This window comes from Microbulbifer maximicatervae (SeqCode), assembly GCF_052467325.1.
In genome coordinates, this window is the sequence record NZ_CP174310.1 from 1,682,878 (window position 1) to 1,705,032 (window position 22,155).

The window sequence follows — 22,155 nt, forward strand, 5'->3', positions numbered from 1 at the left end:
TTTATGCTGTCCCGTCCATGGTGTTTATTGTTATATCACCGAAACCGCACTCGATAAGTAATTTAGAAAGCCCCTCAATTAAGAGATCATGGCAATCAACATCCACTGCCAACCTGATTTTCAGCTGGTTTGTTCCCGCTTCAAATGGGTGGCGAACCAAGCTATCCTCAATAGCTATATATCGTTTTCCTTCTCTAACCAATATTGTTTCTTCACCAGCCAGGTCATGAAGCATTAAAACGGTGTCTTGTAATAGAGCACTTGGCATACGCCCGCCAGCAGGCATCTGCATTTTTATCAAGATTAAGTCTATATCCAGTTCAGAATCTTCAAAGTATCGCAGAATATCCAGCAGTAATTGATAGTGCTCTGAATGATTCAGTAGCACCGGGCTGGAATTAACTGGTAGACTGGATAATGCAAGATAGTCCTGCTCAGTACTCAACGGCAGCATTTGTGCTAAGCAGGATTTCAATGTGTCCGGATAGGGGTTACGTTCGAGACACGTTGATAGCTCAACAGTCTTCATCACGCGGCCTCCATTAGATAGAAGTGACTTTGTTCATCAACGGTAACTTCTACAGTGCAATAATAACCATTCAATGCAATCGAACAGGCTAGAAAATTCTCTTGCTTGTCGAAGCCCTTTTCAGCGCCTTGGCAAATAATATTCAGCCAGGGATCACTACCAAAACAATGCCCCCATCGATCATGCAAGTCTGGTAACTTTTGATTGGCCGACAACAATTTGGAGAAAATCTGGCGAATATTCTCCGGAAAGAATGGTAAAGATAAAGTCAGGTCATCTCGTCCAACAGCCATTTTTCGGATGACAGTGGCAAATTCTGGAGTTGTATTATAAGTAATCGTGCAGGATGCATTAAGGTTTATACTGTCAAGATCCCGCACTTCAAACAACAGTGTACAGAGACCAAAACCACTATCGCCCCAATTTTCATTTTCTCGCCAAAACGTTAGATCTAAAACATTGGCGTCAAGAATACTAACCAGTAAGTAGCGCGATTCCGGATTTTGTGTCAGGTAATGCCGAAGGCTATAACCCCAAGATGCACATTCATAGGTATTAACAAAACTGGTAACTGGCGCTCTTGCATTATCACCGTAATTGAAGTCCTGCTCACTAATCGCCGATGAACTCAAAGGAAGTTCAATCATGGTAGAGCATAAAAAATGGCGATCTATTTGCGAATCTTTTATCTCTGGAGCAGCATCTAATACACTATCTGTCTGTCTTCGGATAATCCTGGCAATATCACCAAAGGCAGTTGATACATCACTACTGGATGAGGCAGTGATACCTTCTATAGGGATAAAAGCTGCAGATCGTAAATACAGGCTCATACCCGCAGCCCCTTAAATTTGCTATATATCTCAAAGAAGCACCGATATGAACTGCCTTCCATTTTTGTGAAAGCCAACAGATCGCGCTGTCGATTCACGGATTTGATCTTTCCTGACAAGACCAGGTTCAGCAAAAGCTCATTGCTGGTAAATTTCGTTGCCAGTACACGGTTTACACTGTGCATAGAGAAAGTGGTTGCAGCTACCTGCTCATTACACAAATAAATTAGATACTCTATATGAGCCTGATCTTCGCTGGTTAAATGAGCTTCTTTACAGTCATGTAGCCAAAGCACAAAGTGCATTAGTGATTTAACAAAGCGCGGGCGAACCAGTGTTAAAAATCGATTGACGCTACCCAACCCACCTTTGCTCAACAACATGTCTTTGGTAATTGATACTTTACCCTTACAATTTCCCAGCTGTAAGGTGCTATTTAAAAACGGCTCTCCTACAGTACTCTGCCGTAGTTGGTTACAGAGTTCTGGCGGCAACATCACTGTCAGGGGAAAAGGCCTTCCCGGTTGCTTGGTAACTACCATGGCAAAGCCAAGTTTATGTGCCTCAATGCCGTGGATCTTGTCGACATTCAGTAGCATGTCGCTATCAGTTTCAACCAGCTCTGTCTTCCAACCCATAAGGCTCGGGCCGCCGGGGTCTGTCATAAGGAAGTGGCCAAAAATCCCCTGTTCCACCCATTTATTGACCTGGGCAAGCTGATCATCTGTAGCAGTCAGGCTCAACATAATCGAGCCAAATAGCCCGATCATATTGTGAAAGTGATTATCCAGTCCTTCATCCCGGACAGTGTCAATAATTTGATCAATAACAAAGGTCTGCTCAAACTGCTCTAATGGCTGCTGAACCGAAGCGTCCCTAAGTGGTGCAAGCTCTGTCAAAGGATCTTCGATAATCATTGATGCATCGAATAGCCGAGCACAAGAATTTTCTAACAGCGATTTCAATGTGCTGGGCACTGGTGAAATACTGGATAATTGATTGAGAACAAAACCACCTACAACCGATTGCATTTCCATGATCTACTCCACCAGATAAGAGTTCGGAGCCGGCAACTTGAGGAAAGGTGCTACGGTATAACTTGCGTTATAGGCACCACATCCATCAAATATGACTAAATCCCCTTCTCGAAGGTCAATATTGTTGACTTCCCCAATCACATCTTCCTTATTACAAGATGTGCCCACTAAAAGGACTTTCTGCTCCTCATCATTCCCTTTTAGAGGAGTCCCATTACGCAAAACATGAGGTTGCTGGAATCGTTTAAAGGTACTTTCCGTTTTCGCCAACAGAAAATTTTGGGCCATTCCCCCATCACATACGGCGTACTTGTCACCGTTAATGGACTTTTTATAGCGAACTTCCGTGACGAAATAACCGGCTGAGCCCATAATTGCTCGACCACTCTCGTGAACTACCTTGATATGATCTGGAAATTCAGCAATCAAATTTCTATATTGGCCAAAATCAAACTCCTGCTCTCGCCAATTGGGGTCAAACCCACCACCTAGATTGGCTAATGACAGAGGGTATCCCAGTATTTCCTCAAACTCATAAGCAACTTGCAAGGCCACTTTGGCAGTGTCGAAAGCACCTTTATTAAAGGAATATGAACCCCTAAACAAATGAAAACCTAAAACTGGAATCCCATGTTTCTTACAAAAATCCAAAGCCTCAAGACAACCATTCCAGTCGAAACCAAAATGATCTTTTCTTAGGCCCTTTTGATTTCTATCAAAGTGGCTCAAGATTGAGGGATTAAGCCTTAAAACGACAGGGTTTACTGGCCGCCTTGCCTTCAACTCCTCAATCAAAGTTAATTGATTGAGGTTGTCGATAATTAAATGGCACTTACTCGCAATGGCAGCGCGTATAAAGGCCTTATCTGCCGATGGGTTATTGACAAATCGGGGGCTATTCCCTTTAGGAAGTAGATTTAGTTCGCCTATAGATGCAATCTCAATACCGTCTTCAAAGATGTGCCCACAACGAAGTATTAAATCAAGGCAACTATTGGCTTTCAGAGAGTATATCAATCCCGTGCCCAGCGCTGCCTTCAGCTGCTTGTAGTTATCGTGAGCAGTTTTAACGGAATAGATATAACAAGGTGTAGATAGCTGTTTCTTATTTTGGCCCAACTGTTGAACCAGCGCATCTGACAGTGCACCCATAACTCCCCCAAGGGTTAAACGTATCGTTTATATTTTTATTAAGTTAGCGTTTTATGTTTTAGGCGGGATCCCGCCTAAATATACTCAGATCATTAGGCATGGACTTGTAAATCCTGTTCTAAGCGCTTCCTATCTACCTTGCTATTAGCGGTTAATTGAATTCCATCAACAAACCTGATATCTCTCGGCATGTAGTCAGTATCTATGTTCGCTTTCAGCCAAGTGCGAAACTGCTTCTGATTGTCAGCGGTATTCTCATGAAGCTCCACAACACAAGTAGCCACTTCATTCTCGAGCTTATCTCTAGTGCCGATGACTGCATTGATATGCACCAATGGGCACATATCAATATGATTTTCCAAGTCCTTTGGAAACAGACAAAATCCACCTTGTTTTATTAAGTCTTTTGAACGCCCTTTAAAATAGAAAAAGCCATCCTGATCACGGGTAAAAAGGTCTCCCGTCGCCAACCAATTGTCGTCCCGATATCTGCCCGAAAAGATTTCTGCACCACCTTGAGCGGCCGGGTTATAGTAGCCTTGCATCACTGCCGTCCCACGAACATAAAGCTCACCTACCTCATCAGCTTTTGCTTCTCTAAATTTACTGACCGCTGAGTGAGGTATAAATACACGTGCATCCAGGCCAGGGATCGGCTTGCCAACTGAACCCATCTTTTCTTCCCAAAGCTCTGGCTCCAAGTACAAGGCTCGCTTGCACTCAGTCAAACCATACATAGAGAAAACATTTAGACTTGGGCAATACTCTTTCCAGGCGCGAATCATGTACTCAGATAAATGGCCCCCAGTATTGGTGATACTGCGCAGGTTGCTGAGGTTAGGTTTAACCAAACCCACCAGTTTCACTAGGGCAGCCCCCATTGCTGGCACAATCGGAAGAACAGATATATCCCGCTCTGAAATCGTTTTAAGGGCTTGTATGGGGTTAAATGGTTTGTCGTAGAGGATGGTTGTACAGTTGCTATATAGCGCAAATAATACCTGATAAAGACCGTAGTCAAACGATAAAGGGGATAAGCACAAAATTCTGTCCTGTGCTGTCAGGCCCAAATATTGGGATATTGAGGCCAAGGAAGTCAGAACATTTTGATGGGTAAGCATAATGCCTTTTGGCTTACCAGTACTTCCTGAGGTATAGATCACCAGAGCCAGATCCACGCCTGTGACCACTGGAGTAGAAGACACTTCAAACTCTGAGCATTCCTGCTGATAATCGGGCAAGGCCTCAATTTTTCCAGCACGCCATATCGCCTTGGCATTGCAGTCTGAAGCGATCATTTTAATTGAAGAATGGCTCAGATCCCCCTTTGCAGGTACAACCACCAACCCCATCTTCCACGCCGCCAACATAATGGCGACCGCCTCTATTTCAGACTGAGTACACACTAAAATGCGATCGCCAGCACTGAAACAAACTTCTTCATTTGTAAGTGAGAGCCACGCATTCTCACAGTGAGCCGCGGTCAAAACCTCGCCATCCAGATTTTCCAGACGACCTTGCCAACATTTTTCCACAACTTTCTCGAACAGGCTGGCAAGAGAAAACATTTTTAGTCCATTTATTATTCTAAGATTTTTGATCTAGTCCGAATAAGCCTAAAAAAAACTATTCAAACCGGCTACATGGGACGATCATTTTATAAATCGGATGACCCAATAATGACAAGCATTTTCTGTAAAGCTTATGACAACCTCTTTATCAATCCATGAAAAGTCTCATCCTGTTAGAAATTATTCGATCTGACTAAACATTACAAACATTCCAAAAGACAAATAAATCAAGAAGTTAATAAACCCTTTTTCCGATCTCGCACCACTACCAAGTAAAAAAATAGGCAATGAAAAACCAATTTATCCAGAATTTAATTCCGCCAAATGACCAAAAAAAAGAAAATAATTTTTTTGGTAGTAAAACCCTATAAAGCCAAAAAAATTTGAACCGAATGGTCACAAAATAGGATGGGCAAATATTAAAAATTACTCAAACTTATTTCTGAAGGTGGTTTTTGAGAACCATGAAACCTTGAGAGATTTCTTTTACAAGTGATCGGCTACCGGCACTGAAAGCCAGATAAATATTTGAATGCAAGTTAATGTAATAATTTCGGTTACAGGAGAGTCAGATCAGTAGCGGTGTGAAATTACTGACTTCAAGTAAACCTTTAAATCCAGGTCTGCCAGACAAGACATGGGCGCCAGCCTAAAAACGACAGACTAATAATTACAATAAAATTGACCTTTTAAATCACCGGCCTCACCAGATCAAAATTAAGCCAAACTTATCGCTAAAGATACCCAAGTTACGCCTGGGGATAGTCATCTTTATAATCCGGCAGTTAACACAAAAAATTGGCACGAAATAACCCCAATAGAGGAAGCAATACCACACACTTACGTATCACGCACGCCTTGCATATAGAGGTAGCTATTTTGATTCGATTACTTCAGTACGCATTTGGGTCTGTCGGAATTTTTCTTCTGTTAACCAGCTCTCTGCCGCTTTGCGCCGATTTACATCCAGAGACTCTGAAATCAATCAGTACTCCAGATAAGGTGGACAGTAGTATTGGCACTCTCGAATTCCGCGATGGCGCTCCCTATCCCCAGACCGCAGAAAAGCTCTACGACTATTTGGATCATATGCGTGCGGTGGATAGTTTCCTCAAGGGAATTCAGGGAGCATCAGTACATGCTCTGATGAAAGGGGGAAGAGAGCTTGGCGCTAAGTCTGCCAATGAAGTCTTAATTTTCGATCGGTTAATGAACTCTGAGTCTCTTTTTCTCACAGGCAATACTTCGACTATCTATACGCTGGCTTTTTTAGATCTAAAACGAGACGGACCAACTGTGTTTCACTCGCCGCCCGACGTTATGGGCGCGTTTAATGATGCCTGGTTCCGCTTTGTTGAAGATATCGGCTCCTCTGGCCCGGATAAGGGGCGCGGGGGAAAGTTTCTGTTACTGCCACCAGACTATAAAGGCAATATTCCCTTCGGCTACATTCCCATCTACCCTCGCTCCTTCCGACTGTGGGTGTTTATGCGCTCTCCAAGTAACCAGCCTTTGCCGGAGGCGGTGCAAAACATCAAAGACAACTTGAGAATCTACCCCCTGGCTCAAAAAGGTAACCCGCCAAGGATGGTCTTTATCAGTGCGTCTGGAAAGGCCTTCAACACCATCCACCCCAATGACTATCAATTCTATAAGCACCTTAATGAAGTCGTTCAATACGAGTGGGTTGGGATGCTTAACCCAGAAACGCGCGGCCTCTTTGCCTCAATAGGCATTGAAAAAGGGAAAGCCTTCAGTCCAGATAAAAGAATGACCAAAATCCTTACGGACGCAGTTGCAATTGGTAATGGTATAGCCCGCTCAATTGTTTGGTACCCACGGACAGACAAGTCCCTCTCCGATATCAAAATCTACCCAGGCACAGATAGCGCCTGGGTAATGGCGTTTCCCGGCAAGAACATCTTCTTCAATGGCCCCGATGGCAAAACCATTAATAGTGACGCTCGAGTCAGCTACTTCTATCCCTATACCGGTGTCAGCCCAGCAATGACTGCTATTGAACCTGGCAAAGGTTCTGATTACGCCATTGCCTTTGTCGATGAAAACAAAGAGCCTTTTGATGGCTCTAGAAAATACAAATTGCACCTGCCCCCCGATGTACCGGTCAATGCCTTTTGGGCAGTAAATATCTACGACAGCCAAACGCGCTCAATGTTAAAAACCAGCCAACCCTTTCCCGCAGTAAGCAGCCAGTCGAAAGGGATAAGACAAAACTCCGATGGTTCTTATGACGTTTATTTTGGACCCGAGGCGCCAAAAGGGTTTGAGAAAAACTGGCTGGAGACCCTACCCAACAAAGGTTTCTTCGTAATCCTGAGACTGTATGGACCCTTGGGGCCATGGCTGGAGAAAACCTGGCGCCCTGGAGAGGTGGAGCCTACTGAATATTAAAAGAACCGCCCCCTACAGGCTATTACGGAGATTCCGGCCGCCCCACAATTGCGCTGCCTGCAAGGCGCAAGCGATGATTCCGGGGAGTCTCCGCAAACCAACGTCGACAAGCTCGCTGAAATGTACTCTGCTCGGAGTACCCCAACAAACCCGTAATCTGCCCCAAGGCCAGATTCGGATCGGATAAGTATCGAGTCGCCAGATCCCGCCGCACGTTATCCAATAGCTCTTCGAACCTAAGCCCTTCCGCAGCCAGGCGGCGCTGTAAAGTTCTGGGGTGGAGCTTCAGCGCCCCTGCCACAGTGCCGAGCTGAGATCTGCCGCTGGGCAATATTTCACTGAGTAATTGTCGAATTTCTACAGTTAGAGGAACGGGCAGCGTCGCGCTCTGCTGCTCCAAGTGGTGAATGACCAATCGCTCAACCACTGGATCGGCAGACTTCAGTGGTGTATCCAGAAATGCAGCTGAGAAGTCCATCGCGCAATAGCCCGAGCTAAACAGAACCTCACACCCAAAGTAATTGCAGTATTCACCCTCAGCCATTTGAGGACCATGAGGCAGCAGTACGTTTTGCGGGCAACACTCAGTCTCTACCAACATCCGTATCATCGTCAGCGTATTTCCCAGCACCTGCTCCCGGATCTGGCGATAGCTACTGAGAGCTGGGTCCTGCCAGTCAAAAACAACACGTAGTACATCACCCTCACTTAATGGCTCCAGTTGCATACTGAGGGATGAACTATGAAGAGAAAGAAAGCGCCTAACGGATAGCAAAGCTTGCCGTGGAGTGGCCGCGTTGCATGCGACTACACCTATCCCACCCAAGCGGTCCACCCCTTGTCGCGATGCGAGGCATAGCCCCAAATCGGGGCGATCTAACCGGCGTGCTGCAGTTTCCAGCAGGCGCGCGACCTCAACAAATGATACCAAGCGGGAATCTGCCGGGCTGATATCACAAGGCATACCGAACTCAGCCAAGAAGGCTTCCCCCCTGCCCCCAAGCTGCTCCAAGAATTCACTGAAACCGGAAAGAATACTGACTCGTACAAGGCTACCCATAACTTGCTCCCCATCTTTGTGGCGCGGAAAGACAATTATTTGTCGCAATCTAACAATAAATCATGGGCACATCTACTCAGTCTATAAGGCATAGAAATTTGCAGGGGTAGGGATTGTGAAATCGACTCATTTCGATGTATTAATTATCGGCGCGGGACTCTCAGGGGTAGGAATGGCTTGTCATTTGAGTCGCGAATGCCCCAGGCGCAGCTTCGCCATTATCGAGCGGCGGGCACAAGTCGGCGGTACCTGGGACCTCTTTAAATACCCGGGCATTCGATCTGATTCCGATATGTACAGCTTCGGCTATGACTTCCAACCCTGGTCCGGCGAGAAAATACTCGCGGATGGCCCATCTATCCAAAAGTATATTGAAACCACGGCAGAGCAATATGACGTTAAAAAGAGAATTCACTTTGGAATAAATTTAACTACGGCAAACTGGTCCAGTACAGACCGAGCTTGGACTCTGGAAGGTCACAACACCAAATCTGGCAGCCCAGTGAGATATACCTGTAGTTTTCTGATTGCCTGTACTGGGTATTACGACCATAAAGAGGGCTACTTGCCGCAATATCCAGGTATAGAAAACTATCAAGGAAAACTGATTCATCCCCAACAGTGGCCAGAAAATCTGGACTACCGCAGCAAGCGTATTATCGTGATCGGCAGCGGTGCTACCGCTGTTACCCTGGTCCCTTCGCTCGCAACCACCGCCCAACATGTCACCATGTTGCAACGCTCCCCAAGCTATATCATTTCAGTTCCATCTATCGATAAAATCTCTCGTGTACTATCAAAATTTCTGCCAGCACCCTGGGTCCACAAGCTAGGACGCTGGCGCAATATCAAATTGCAGCGCTGGATTTTTAAAGCTGCTAAGCGCTGGCCTAACTTTATTAGAAAGTTACTATTAAAAGATGTAAGAAAAAGCCTTCCAGCTAATTACGATCTCAGTCACTTCGACCCCAGTTACAACCCCTGGGATCAACGTCTCTGCGTTGTACCCGATGGAGATCTGTTCTCCTCAATCTGCTCAGGAAAAGCTTCTGTTGCCACCGGTGAAATAGAAACCTTCTCAGATAAAGGTATCCTACTTAAATCAGGGCAACAATTAGACGCAGACATTACTATCAGTGCGACCGGATTAAAGTTACAAGTTCTAGGAGGTATCAAGCTCTGTATTGATGGTGCACCGGTAGTAGTCAATCAAAAGCTGACTTACAAAGCAGTGCTAATGGAGGGGGTTCCTAACATCTCATGGGTATTCGGCTATACCAACGCCCCCTGGACTCTTAAAGCCGACATTACTGCTCGCTATATTTGCCGCCTGTTAAAATACATGGACGCACATAACTTTCAGGTGTGTACAGCGATAGATAGCGAAGGCAGTGCTGAGCAAGGTTCGGTGATGAGCAGCCTGGATTCTGGCTATGTAAAACGGGCAAATGGAGAACTTCCCAGGCAAGGTAAGCGCTATCCATGGCGCCTGTTAAATAACTATGAAGAGGACTGTAAGATACTCCTTGATTCAGCGATTGAGGATGAATTTTTAACTTTTTTGCCCCACCAATCTGACACCAAGAAAACTCAAAAGGCAAAAGATAAAAACAACACATCCTCTATCGAAGTAAGCAGTATTTAAATTTCAGGCAGCATTAAGAATGCGAGCCTCGGCTCGCTTCTATTTTACCTTTCATCAGGTAGACAGATATAGATACTGCACAAGATCCCTAGCTCCAAGCCCAGACTAAAACCCCAAAGTGAACAACCGCAATCAACATTATTTGACCTAACAGTCCCGCCTCACAAAAAAGTAACAAACACTTCTAATTGATCCGCCACCGATGCCTTCTAGGAATTCGTTACGGGCTTCACGAAACCATATAATCATGGGGTAGCACATCCGAATATTAGGTCACCAGACAGGATGGCTTATTGTGAGAGCTGTGAGTATTTTTTTAATTTTGTCCTCGCTATCAATAGCTTCAATGGCGTCTTCTGTAAGTATACAACTAGAAAACTGGGACAGAATTTGTCAAATTCAAGTTACCGGCGGAAAAAACCCGTCGTTCACAAATTCCCAAACTTTTAATAACATAAAAAGAGGCTGGTCAATTTCCAAGCCCTATCAAATATGCTATCGCCGGAATGAAGAACCTTCCCAATGTAATTCAAAAATGACGATGTGGCGGTGCAAACGGTATGTTCAATCTGAAGACCAGAAAGCAAATACTTTTCCTATATTCTAGGTTTTATCGTCTCCACCTTTAACGAAAGCTACCAAATTATAACGCTTGATCCAATATGCTGAACTTAAGCACCCAAGGATTGATATCAGAGGGAGCAACGAAGTCAACTTGCAATACAGTACGATCATCAGAAAACTGATACACCCATTTATTGTCAATAAACTTACCCTGCCCCTTCCTCCACTCGGGATTTTCTTTCATTTGCTCACCAAACCAGGCTTTTACAGTTTCCACATCACCGGAAATCTGAAACGCGGTGTACCATTCTTCCAGGCTACCATAGCTATACTCCTTAGAAACAAACTGAATTGACTCAGGCAAGTCACCAAGGTTTGGCATGATTTTATCCGCCATCATCCCCCGGATATAGCCCCCCTCTGGCACCCACAGGTACTCAATCTTCGCTGCGACACTTTTGGCTTTTTCAATCGTATCAACCTTGCTTACCAGATATAAAGCGCCATCTATACCAGATGAAAGGCCAGCTGTAGTTATAAACTTGCCGTTATCAACAAACTTTTTATTCTTCACCAATTCAACATCAGAGAAGTTCTTCTCGAAAGAATCAAATGCTCCGCGAATGGTGGTTGCTTTCTTACCATCCAGAAGCCCAGTATTTGCCAGGATAAAGGCACCGTTACATACCGATAGAACGTACTGAGCCTGTTTGGACTGCTCTTTAATCCACTGTAATACTTCCGGGCTCTCCATTGCTTCATTAATACTGCCCCCAGGGATAATTACTGCATCAAATTGATTATCCTGATCAAAGCTGGTATCTGGAGCCACTTTAAGCCCCATGGCTGAAGTAATGGTTCCACCATCTTCCGAAACCGTTGTTAAACGATAATTGGCTTGCCCAAAAACCTCATAGGGCCCGGCATAATCAATGGTTTGCGCACCATCGTACAGTAATATTCCAATATGAAAGGCATCTTTGGACGTAGAGTGGGCCCAGACCATATTGCTAAAAAGTAGCGAGCATAGGCCAGCCCAGATTAAAGAACGCATGGCTATTTCCTTTTTATTTTGGTGAGTACAGATACATGCTTAAGCGCTTATCGCGGGTACCTCACGCCAAGCTCAAACATATAAATAAGGTATCTCTAGGGGTAACAGCCAGAATTGTAAGCTAGTAAATTCGGTCGCAAATGACATAAAGTCGACAAATTCAGACATCGATGATTGGGCACGACAAATCTTTATTCGAAAAATAATATTTAGCTGGGCTTACATACTTTCTACTGCACTATATGTCTCAGCAGCAAAGGACATTATCCAAAGCGAGTGTCTAGCCAATGAGATATCCAAATAAATCTACAACCCAAAATAAAATAAATAAAAATATCTGCATCAACCACTACAAGCATTCAGGGTTATATTAATGGTACGAAAAAAACACAGAGGAACAACTAGCAATAAAATGGGTTAATTCAGGCTAAATCGGACATGTTTTCTTGGAAAAAGGGGGTGTTTACCGGTTTTTATGAAGGAGACTAAACCCACAAGCAAAACCCCATGGTCCATACTAATGATCGTATCATCAAGTACAAGACCGGATTACTAAATCTTGCAGAAGAACTCGGCAATATATCCAAAGATTGCAAGAAAATAGGTGTATCGAGAGTCTGCCCATGGAGAGGTTCGAGTTACCAATGAACTGCGTAAATCCGGTATATTTGTGTCCCCTAGTGGCCTTTGGAGCATCTGGTTACGGCATGACCTGGCTAACTTCAAATTGTGATTAATGGCACTTGGGGCCAATTACATGGACGGAGCTTATGAATGACCGTGTACTACCCTTTTATGCCATACATGATCTACCAGTTAGATCTGAGTGTGATCGAAATAGAACAAACCAAGACAAAAGCCAGTCATCCACAAACTAACGAAACCTGTGAGCGCTTTTATAAGACCATTTTAGAAGAGCTCTACCAACCTTCATCACGCCGCAAGATTTATGGATTAATAGAAGAGTTATAAAAGGATCTGAAGGGAAATACTCGTAAACTAAATTTGACCAGAAAGGGCACCTCCTCAAAAACCGGTAACTGTCAGATCAAACATGAACTACTACAAATAAATTACTACAAATGTATAAGTATAATTTAGTTTGGGGCAAGCCTAAGCTTACCCCAAATCAGCACAATTAATTTACGCTATCAGAATGATAGACAATTGCCTGCCAAACATTTTGTTGGCCACCTATATAATTATCCAGGGTAGGATTCTTAATATAGCTCCAGGCAACTTTACCATTACCCAAGTACATAGGCTCATCCAAACCACCCCAACCGTAGTCAGTCAGTTTTACCGGCCCCTCAAGTACATTTAAGTCTGCATCAATCTCCATTACATAGTAGGCTTTTGGCACCAACATACGCATGGCATCACCACTCTTATTGTAACTGCGATTGTACGGGAGGTTATCGGAGATACACTGGAACTGCGCGTAACCAAATAAGTAACGGCCATTTTTCAGATCAACCAACTGGGGATCACTAATTTGGCAGTCAGAATCCGTTGCCAGCCATTCAATGCCATTACCTTCAATACTGCCTTCCCCATCAACTTTTGCAACACCTACACGTGTCAGGGAAGTAGTATCCAGGGCATCCCCAGAGTAGAGACCCTGCCTCGAAATTACGGGATATTCACCACTATCGATATATGAGAAGAAGCAATTGCGAATGCCGTTATCAGCACATTGCTCATCGAAGGGTCCATCGCCACTAATATCGATGCCCAGCTCATCCTGTAAGAACATATCCATGTTCGTATCTTCAATGTACTTCGGAGATACAATAACTGAGAGGTTTGTATCGGCATCAACCGGGACAACCGTATGGCCACCACCGTTGGATATCATTGCACTTGTCGAGGGTACTAAATGATTATAGGTGCCTTCATAAACAGAAGATCCACTGTCCTCCATTTTGATGGCGATCGCATTCAGGCCCGGGGATGGATAATATTTATTTCCGTCACTAGTACAAAGAGCCCCGTACATCTCATTCCCGGGATTATAAAAGGCTCGAATATTCAGAACATGGCCATGGCCACATGCCCAGTACCAACCCCGATGATCATCACCGGAGAAAGACATTGACCAGTCATCTCGATTAATAACCGTTAACCCTGCCGAATAATGCGAACCACTAACAAGAACACGAGCAGTTACGGAAAATGCATAACTTGTACGTCCCTGGCTATCATCCTCTACATACAGTAGCTCTTGAGTCCCCAAATGAGTGCCACCATGCATCTTATTGACAACATAGGCATCAGGGACCTCTGTTATCGATTTATCATCCCACTCTAATAACCAAATTTGATCATTGTATTTCTCTTCATTATCAGTACCTTCAACACTGGAAAGATTGTCTTCAATCTTCATCCAAGTGGTACCGTACTCTTCGACCAGATCCTTCTCAATATCATATTGCTCACTGGCTTTGTATTCAGTGTTACATAAAACGGCTACCCTGGAGCAATCTGCACTGGCCGTTATGCCATGTGACTCATAACACTGATTCAGTATTGTAGCATTACCCGTTTGCTCAAAACTCAAACTATCCGGGTTATATTTAAGCTCGTAAATTGACCCATAGGTTGTATCAGAAGCGCTCTGCCCCTCTGACAGAGTAGTGGAAACAAACATTCTCGGTTCAGTAGTATCCGTGGCACAGGTGGCTGTATAGCTTCGGATGGGGATATCAATGTTTTCCTCATCCTGCTCACTGTCCGTACGACCTATGTAGTGGGCTAATTGATAAACCTCCTGAGCATTTACCATCGCATCAGGTAGAGTGATATCTGTAGCAGTAATAGTCGCAAATCCTAACTCTGATTGTGACACATCACCAACTATAACTGTCGATGGATCATTATCCGGCAGAGAAGAATTACTTCCACTATCTCCTGACCCACTCCCCTGACCTCCCCCATCGCTCACAGGTGCTGATTCGGAGTCAGAATCTGATGATCCCCCTCCACCACAAGCTGCCAGTGCTGCAGTAAGCGCCAGTACTAATAGTTTCTGCCCGAATAAATTGTCCATAATCGCCTTAAGTGCTTTGTTTTTTATTTTGATGTTGAGTACTGCCCAAAACACAAGTTCCGAAGCAGTCATGAAATGAAAATATGAACAGGATTTTAGTCGGAACAAAATTTAATTCTGTGCGTAACTTAATAAAATGTGAACACAATAAGGAAGGCCGAATATGAGACATTCAGCACCGACCACAATCAAAATAAAGTATATGGGCCCCAGGCATCGAAAGATAAAAAGGTATTAAACACCATTCAACATAGGGTATCTAACACTAACCGGCTGAAATAATGGCAAAACAAATAAGGCATCATGAAAATAAAAAACTAAATTATTACGCAAACTCAGTCAAAAATGCCACCAATCGTTTTCCCGCCCCTAATGGGCAAACATATCTTGCGAAGGATCTGATTTTTCAAAAAATTACAACTCGAAAATTCATTCCGCAAAAGTAACAAGTAAGGGCCCTCCCCCTATTGCATACCGCATTGAACGCTATAACCCAATATAAATAGCAGCCTACAGGGGATTCCGTAAGGCAACCCCTTTTAAAACTGCATAAATGTTAATCCTCCAATATCTTGTTGTAGCCAAAAGTATCCCTGCCATACACTTGGAAGCTACCTACCTCTGGAAGTTCATACTCCACCATTCCCTCCGCTGTTGAGTATATATCCTTACCTCCCGGTGCAATCCGTACATGATTTGCCGTACATCTTCCCACAAAGGAAAACCGGGAATTACTACTACATGTATTTGGATATGATGCATGCATATTTAGAGATGAAAACACAATACACTCACCCGGCTTCATCTCCATATCTTTAACTTTAAACTTATCAAAAAAATCCTCCCCTAAAAGCTTCGCAGCTGTAAGAAAGACTAATATACTCTTAGCGAAAATCTGACCAAATAAAACCACCTTAAAAACATCAAAAAAATACCGAAATGAAAAAGGAAGCAGAGAAATATAAAACAATTTATTATCTTGGATAAAGCTATATAGAAAATCCATTCTTGCATCACTAAAAGACCCCGGCAAAAATCTCAAACAGCCGTTTTCAATAGTGGATTCTGATAGAGCTATCCAGGCAGTAAGCTGTATTACCGCAGGATCAGTATCTTTTGTAGGTTGCAATTTCGCATATTTACCAGTTTCCCTAAAAGTCGCGTTTTGATGCCATATGGTACCGCTAGCACCAGGAAATTTATCAAAAAACTGAGATCGCCAACACATCACCTCTTCACCCAATAGACTGGCAAGCTTTCGCGATAACTTTGGATTCCTCAGTAGCTCCCTAAAAGATTTCATTCTCAGGGCCTGGTAAAGACCTGCACTTTCAATTTGCCATTGCCCATGTCGCTTTTCTATCTCTCTTACTTTACTGCCAACATAGCTTACCCCTTGAAAATCTTCCGAAAATGCTTTCTCAGCCTCCTTGCGCAAATTTGCTGCCTGCTCTTTAGAAACTAACTGAAATGGAGGCAGATACCCATTTTTTTCAAAGTAACATATTTGCTCTTCTGTTAGGAACTCATCCTTACCACCATCTCTGGAGACATTTTCCCTCGGAATAGACACTGTCATATTTCTCAGCCTATCCAACTCATCAAACATCTGTTTCTTTTTCGAACCACGCCATGGGAGAATCAATAACTTATAAAGTAAAACGACAGTGATCATCAATAGAACCTGAAAAGCCTGCACTTTGGAGATTTCAAAATCTGCAGCATCTCCCATAGAGCCAAATCCCTTCAGCATTTCCGAAAAAGTACTTTTGCCAGCTTCCATCAATTTTTCACCTCTTTTAAGTAATGGATACTACCACCCACTAGTTTCGCAATATTTTGTTGTACCCATAAGAATCACCACCGTATATTTGAAAAGAACTAACCTCTGGCAATTCAAACTCAACCAACCCCTCAGCACTAGGAAATCTATCTTTACCGGAGGGGGAAACCTTTACATGAGTTGTTGTACATCGCCCCAGAAAGGAAAATCGACAGTCACTTTTAGTTATATTCGGGTAAGACGCATGCATATTTAAGGCAGAAAAGATAAGACATTCCCCCGCTTTCATCTCAACATCAAGAACCTCAAAGTTTTCAAAAAAATCTTCCCCTAAAATCTCTACCGCCGTAAAAAAAACCAACGCACTCTTTGCAAATATTGAGCCATAGAAACCGATTTTTGCTATAGCGTATAAATAAGAAAGTGAAAGCGGAAGCTGCGACAAATAGAAGTATCTATTGTTTTGTATATATTCATATAAAAAACTAATCCGGGCATCGGCACATGATCCAGGAAGCAATCGCAAGCAGCCATTTTCACGCGTGGAATCGGAAAGCGCCACCCATGCGTTCAACTGAATCATCGCTGGATCTGTGTCTAGGGTTGGCTGAAGCTTGGCAAATTTTCCAGATTCTCTAAAGGTCGCGTTTTGATGCCAAACTGTCGGCTCAGTATCTGGCAACTTATGAAAGAACTGTGTCCTCCAGCAAATCACTTCCTCCCCCAACAAACTAGCCAGTCGATGTGCAATTTGCGGTTTCCTTAGAAGCTCTCTGAACTGAGGCAATCGCAAAGCCTGATAAGTTCCAGCATCTTCTATCGGCCAATTTCCATGCTTCAATTCAATATCATGAACTTTATCCCCAAGAAAGCTAATCCCATGGAAATCTTTATCATACTCATCCAAAGCTAGATCTTTTAACTCGGCAGCCTCCTGTTCAGAAACTACGGAAAATGGGGGCAGATAACCGTTCTGTTTGAAAAATTCTAACTCATTCTCATTTAGGAAATACTGAGTTTCAGATTCACTACCCAATATTGGATCAGGTAACCGAAGCGGCAAGTTCTTAAGCGATTTCATTTCTGTATTGAATGCTATCTTTTTCCGACCTTTCCATGGCGCAACCAAAAATCGATATGCAATAAGCACAACAATTGCAGAACAAATATGTACTACTCGAAACCAGGAAACATCAAAATCAGCACTTTCTTCCAGTGTACCGATTCCTTTTAACATCTCAGAAAGCGTTTTTCCTTTCTCCGCCATTCCTGCCACCTTAATTAAGCCTCCCAATACAACTGAAGGTATCCACTTATCACAAAGTTAGCCCAAGTTCAGAAATCTTTTGGCACCATCTTGTCCATCGGTTCAGGCGTAACAAGGTTCCACCAAAAATCAAACCGGTCCATTAAGGAAAGTAATGCCTTCAACTCTCCCGCATCGCCCTCAATTTTGATTTTCCCATCCTCCATCTTCTCCTGGATAGATGCGCTCCCCAAGATGATGTCATTAAGATCTGAGCGGTTTATCTGGACACTACTGCCTGGATTCTTAACAGGAGGCCCGTAGTTCAGTACCGCATTCTCAAGCTCAAGCGCATACCTTTCATTTACGTCCGGCATGGTGATATTGATGGAGAGGTTTTTGCCAGTTGCCTTGGGGCCGTTGAGTCGAATTCCCAAGTAATCAAAAATCAAACCAGCCGGCATACTGCGAATTGTGTCTGGGCTCGCAGTCAGAGGAACCGGGTATCTCTGGATACCATCCCGCAACTCCCTGGCACCACTTAAGAAAAAATTTCTCCAGGTGCCATTCTCCTGCTGATAACCCAATTGCTCTAATGCATCTGCCAATAGGTCTCTTGCAGCACGATTATTAGGCTCTGCGGAAACCAATTTATCGAGCACCTCCGCAACCCAGCGGTACTCTCCGGCCTCATAGTCTTTCTTTGCCTGCTTGATAATATTGGCTGCCCCGCCCATATACTCGACGTACTTTATTCCCGCTGCCGTCGGTGGCATTGGATATAGACGAGCGGGATTGCCATCAAAAAACCCCAAGTAGTAGTTCCAAACCGCACGGGTATCGTGATTTACACTGCCGTAATAACCCCGATTAGCCCAATATTGTGAGAGCTCTGGGGGCAGCTCCATCAGCTCAGCCGTTTGAACCATGTTGTATCCGTGATTGGCCAACCGCAGGGTTTGATCGTTGAGGTACTTGTAGAGGTCGCGCTGCTTTTTCAGGTGATTCACCACATTTTCTGGCCCCCAGGTTGGCCAGTGATGGGGCGCAAACAGGACTTCGGCTTTTCCACCCCAGCGCTGCACTGTTTCATTGAGGTAGCGAGACCAGTCACGAGCATTTCGGACCTTTGCTCCCCGCAGAGTGTAGAGATTATGCAGCGTGTGGGTTGCGTTTTCGGCGGCAGTTACGGCTTTCAATTGAGGAATATAGAAGTGCATTTCTGCCGGCGCTTCAGAGCCCGGAGCCAACAAAAATTCAAAGACAAGCCCATCCAGTTCCAAAGTTTGCCCCGTCTCAACAATGGAGTCTGTCGGTTCTATCAGTGTGATGGTGCCAGTGGAGGTTTCAAGACCGAGGCCAGATCCTAAGGTACCTTTGGGATCTTTAGGAATCAGGTTTCCGTACATAAAACTGGCACGACGCGCCATATGATTTCCTGCAAAGACATTTTCACTAACAGCTTCAATCAGGAAATCTTGCGGGGCTATTACCTTAACCTTGCCTGATTTTACATCTTCCTCATCGATAACACCGCGAACACCCCCATAGTGGTCAACGTGACTGTGGGTGTAGATCACAGCAACGACAGGCTTGTTTCCGCGATGCTGCCGATAGAGGTTCAACGCTGCTTCAGCCGTCTCGGCAGAGATCAGCGGGTCCATAACAATGATCCCGGTATCGCCCTCAATAAAAGTAATATTGGAGAGGTCCGCACTGCGAACCTGGTAGATTCGCGGTATCACCTCGTAAAGACCACCTTCCGAAATTAATTGCAGTTGCCGCCACAGGCTGGGGTTGGCAGTGTCAGGAGCCTCTTTATCACGAGCAAATTGAAATTGCTCCAAGTTCCACACCGTATCGCCTTTGCTGTTTTTGATAACACCACTGTTTGGCAAAGGAGCAATAAAGCCCCGCTTTACATCCTCAAAATCCTTTCGATTTGCAAAGGGGAGCTCTTTCAGTACAGCTTGGTTTGATTTCATTGTGACGACACTGGCAGGATTGGGTTCTTGCGCCATGACACTTACGGTCGTTAGCGAACAGCCAAGGAATACTAGAAATAGCGAAAACAGCGGCAGCTTGTTAACGTTCATCAGTTGTTTCCTTTCCATGATTCGCAAAGTGATGCGGCAGAGCCCCTTGTAGAGGATAGGTAGGAAACTATTAAGCGGACGGGTATTTATGCCGGCATCAGGAGAATAACTGACAAATTTAGGGGGAAAGAAACAAAAAAGCCGGCGAAGAGCGCCGGCTTATGTGTCATTAAATATTATCTGACATCCAGTAAATGCCTGGCAATAATCAGACGCTGGATCTCACTGGTACCTTCGTAGATTGTAGTGATTCTCACATCCCGACTCATACGTTCGAGTGGGTATTCACGGGTATAGCCCACGCCACCGTGCATTTGCAGAGATAGATAACATGCCTCGTTAGCCTTCTCACTAGCGAACAGTTTGCCCATTGAAGCGGCAGGGCCAAACGGCATTCCGGCATCTTTCTGCCAAGCGGCTTGCAACAATAGGAGTCGCGCACCTTCCATCTCAGTATATTTATCGGCAAGCTGCCATTGCAGCCCTTGGAATTCCGCCAGCTTTTTACCAAACTGCTCCCGCTCATGCAGATAAGACCTGGCACAATCCAAAGCTTCAAAGCCAATACCCAGCGCCAGGGAACCAATGCCGATTCGACCTCCTGCAAGTTCACCCGCAGCAATACGGAACCCACGGTTTTCTTCGCCCAGTAAATTCGACGCAGGAATTCGGCAGTTGTCGAAGGAAACCTCATTGGTAACAGAGGCCTTCTGCCCCATTTTCTCTTCGGCCTTGCCGATCACCAAACCAGGCGTGCCGGCTTCAACCAGGAAGCAGGAAATACCTTTGCCTTTTGGCGCGGAAGAATCTGTCACCGCCCAAACAACAAAAATACCGGCAAATTCGGCACTACTAATAAAGAGCTTACTGCCATTGAGAACGTATTCGTCGCCCTGTTTCTCCGCACGGGTGCGCATAGAGGCCGCATCTGAACCAGAACCGGGCTCGGTGAGGCAGAAAGAACCTGCCGGGTATTCACCACTACAAATCTTAGGGAGGTATTTTTGGCGCTGCTCTTCCGAACCTACCGCCTGAATAACCTCAGCCACCATGTTGGTTACCGAGGTGGTAGTTGCTGTGGATGCACAGCCTCTCGCCAGTTCAGCAATCGCCAGGGAAAACGCCACAGTACCAGCACCAGTACCGCCGTAATTGGGATCAATATTGATTCCCATAAAGCCCAGCTCTGCCAATTGCTTGAGCTTCTCCAACAAGAGCTCTCTATTACCGGTCTTGTCGAGTTCGGCAGCAATGGGTTTCAGTTCACTGTCAGCAAATTGCTTTGCCGCATCCTGAATCATCTGCTGTTCTTCGCTCAGTGAAAAATCCATACAGTACCTACTTATAGTTATTACGGACAAATCACACGGCACCCACCTTGGTACCGCATCGCTATGCCGAGCATAATAAAAACCGCGCCGACAATGGTTGCCAATTCCATCTGTTCATCCATGAAATCAGCAATCAATCCCTATGATTGAGGCCTGAGGAGAGAATTCAGATTCCTACCCAGGTTCATAAAAAAGCCAACCAGCAAAATCGCTACAGTTCTTTCACTCCGCACAGGATATTTGACTGCGCTCAATTAGCGCCGCGAACCTTTCACACTGGGTTCTGGGTCCGGTACCGCTACAGCGGTATCAGTCTTCACTTCCTCCATCACCACATAGGTGTGGGTTTCCCGTACTCCCGGTACGGATGCCAGCTTTTCACCGAGGAAGCGGCGATAACCCAGCATATCCTTAATACGAATTTTCACCAGGTAATCAAAACCACCGGCAACCATATGGCACTCCTGGACCTCCTCCAGTCCAGCCACATGCTCATTAAAGGCTTCCAATGCTTCAGTTGCCGTATTGTTCAGGGTCACCTGGATATAGACCACCAGGCCCGCATGAACTTTGAGCGGGTCGAGTAGCGCTACATAGTCGCGAATAAATCCTTCCCTTTCGAGCCGCTTGACTCGCTCCAGGCAAGGGGTGGGACTAAGGTTAACCCGGCGCGCCAATTCCACATTCGGCAAGCGGCCGTGACGTTGCAGAATTCGCAGTATTTGGCGATCAATACGATCAAGATCTTCCAACTGTCGAGACATTACAAAATACCCTACTGGTAATCACGCAA

General features: G+C 44.8%; 15 protein-coding genes and 1 pseudogene. 3 read left to right on the top strand and 13 right to left on the bottom strand.

The genetic code is table 11. From position 1 onward, the window contains the following. Window position 1: 1 nt before the first annotated feature. The 5 genes from ACJJIE_RS07625 to ACJJIE_RS07645 form a co-directional block, all read right to left on the bottom strand. Entirely contained in the window at window positions 2-529 is a 528-nt protein-coding gene (locus tag ACJJIE_RS07625; protein WP_282933209.1) for a hypothetical protein, read from the bottom strand. Continuing rightward, window positions 529-1,362: a hypothetical protein gene (locus ACJJIE_RS07630; RefSeq protein WP_444894160.1), complete on the bottom strand. Its 834-nt coding sequence runs from the start codon at window positions 1,360-1,362 to the stop codon at window positions 529-531. The genes ACJJIE_RS07625 and ACJJIE_RS07630 overlap by 1 nt, the downstream gene beginning before the upstream one ends. After that, window positions 1,359-2,399: a hypothetical protein gene (locus tag ACJJIE_RS07635; RefSeq protein ID WP_444894161.1), complete on the bottom strand. Its 1,041-nt coding sequence runs from the start codon at window positions 2,397-2,399 to the stop codon at window positions 1,359-1,361. The genes ACJJIE_RS07630 and ACJJIE_RS07635 overlap by 4 nt, the downstream gene beginning before the upstream one ends. 3 nt (window positions 2,400-2,402) lie before the next feature. Continuing rightward, window positions 2,403-3,551 (bottom strand): type III PLP-dependent enzyme domain-containing protein, encoded by a 1,149-nt coding sequence (locus ACJJIE_RS07640; protein WP_444894162.1) that lies wholly within the window; start codon window positions 3,549-3,551, stop codon window positions 2,403-2,405. Window positions 3,552-3,643: 92 nt separating this feature from the next. Then, window positions 3,644-5,119, bottom strand: a complete 1,476-nt coding sequence (locus ACJJIE_RS07645) for a class I adenylate-forming enzyme family protein (RefSeq protein ID WP_444894163.1) — start codon at window positions 5,117-5,119, stop codon at window positions 3,644-3,646. 882 nt (window positions 5,120-6,001) lie between these two features. Between ACJJIE_RS07645 and ACJJIE_RS07650 the strand changes: the two genes are divergently transcribed. Beyond that, window positions 6,002-7,534 (top strand): DUF1254 domain-containing protein, encoded by a 1,533-nt coding sequence (locus tag ACJJIE_RS07650; RefSeq protein ID WP_444894164.1) that lies wholly within the window; start codon window positions 6,002-6,004, stop codon window positions 7,532-7,534. Window positions 7,535-7,556: 22 nt separating this feature from the next. Here the strand turns inward: ACJJIE_RS07650 and ACJJIE_RS07655 are convergent, their stop codons facing one another. Next, window positions 7,557-8,594 carry an AraC family transcriptional regulator gene (locus tag ACJJIE_RS07655; RefSeq protein WP_444894165.1) on the bottom strand — a complete coding sequence of 346 codons (1,038 nt, stop codon included), beginning with the start codon at window positions 8,592-8,594 and terminating at the stop codon, window positions 7,557-7,559. A gap of 115 nt (window positions 8,595-8,709) precedes the next feature. On the opposite strand from ACJJIE_RS07655, the gene ACJJIE_RS07660 reads away from it, so the two are divergent. Beyond that, on the top strand, window positions 8,710-10,239 hold the full coding sequence (locus tag ACJJIE_RS07660) for a flavin-containing monooxygenase (RefSeq protein WP_444894166.1): 1,530 nt from the start codon (window positions 8,710-8,712) through the stop codon (window positions 10,237-10,239). A 643-nt stretch (window positions 10,240-10,882) separates the two neighbouring features. On the opposite strand, the gene ACJJIE_RS07665 is transcribed toward ACJJIE_RS07660, so the two are convergent. Continuing rightward, window positions 10,883-11,857, bottom strand: a complete 975-nt coding sequence (locus ACJJIE_RS07665) for a DJ-1/PfpI family protein (protein WP_444894167.1) — start codon at window positions 11,855-11,857, stop codon at window positions 10,883-10,885. 507 nt (window positions 11,858-12,364) lie between these two features. Between ACJJIE_RS07665 and ACJJIE_RS07670 the strand changes: the two are divergent. Next, window positions 12,365-12,826 (top strand): annotated as a pseudogene (locus ACJJIE_RS07670) (transposase family protein); the annotation flags it as partial. A 169-nt stretch (window positions 12,827-12,995) separates the two neighbouring features. Here ACJJIE_RS07670 and ACJJIE_RS07675 read toward each other — a convergent pair. From ACJJIE_RS07675 to ACJJIE_RS07700, 6 genes are all read right to left on the bottom strand, one after another. Beyond that, window positions 12,996-14,906 carry a hypothetical protein gene (locus tag ACJJIE_RS07675; RefSeq protein ID WP_444894168.1) on the bottom strand — a complete coding sequence of 637 codons (1,911 nt, stop codon included), beginning with the start codon at window positions 14,904-14,906 and terminating at the stop codon, window positions 12,996-12,998. Window positions 14,907-15,462: 556 nt separating this feature from the next. After that, a complete protein-coding gene (locus tag ACJJIE_RS07680; protein WP_444894169.1) occupies window positions 15,463-16,689 on the bottom strand; it encodes a phytanoyl-CoA dioxygenase family protein in 1,227 nt (408 codons plus the stop codon). 40 nt (window positions 16,690-16,729) lie between these two features. Further along, window positions 16,730-17,956: a phytanoyl-CoA dioxygenase family protein gene (locus ACJJIE_RS07685; protein WP_444894170.1), complete on the bottom strand. Its 1,227-nt coding sequence runs from the start codon at window positions 17,954-17,956 to the stop codon at window positions 16,730-16,732. A 68-nt stretch (window positions 17,957-18,024) separates the two neighbouring features. Further along, entirely contained in the window at window positions 18,025-20,031 is a 2,007-nt protein-coding gene (locus ACJJIE_RS07690; protein WP_444894171.1) for an alkyl/aryl-sulfatase, read from the bottom strand. 176 nt (window positions 20,032-20,207) lie between these two features. Then, on the bottom strand, window positions 20,208-21,362 hold the full coding sequence (locus tag ACJJIE_RS07695; protein ID WP_444894172.1) for an acyl-CoA dehydrogenase family protein: 1,155 nt from the start codon (window positions 21,360-21,362) through the stop codon (window positions 20,208-20,210). A 254-nt stretch (window positions 21,363-21,616) separates the two neighbouring features. Next, a complete protein-coding gene (locus ACJJIE_RS07700; protein WP_108732847.1) occupies window positions 21,617-22,126 on the bottom strand; it encodes an Lrp/AsnC ligand binding domain-containing protein in 510 nt (169 codons plus the stop codon). Window positions 22,127-22,155: the final 29 nt, after the last annotated feature.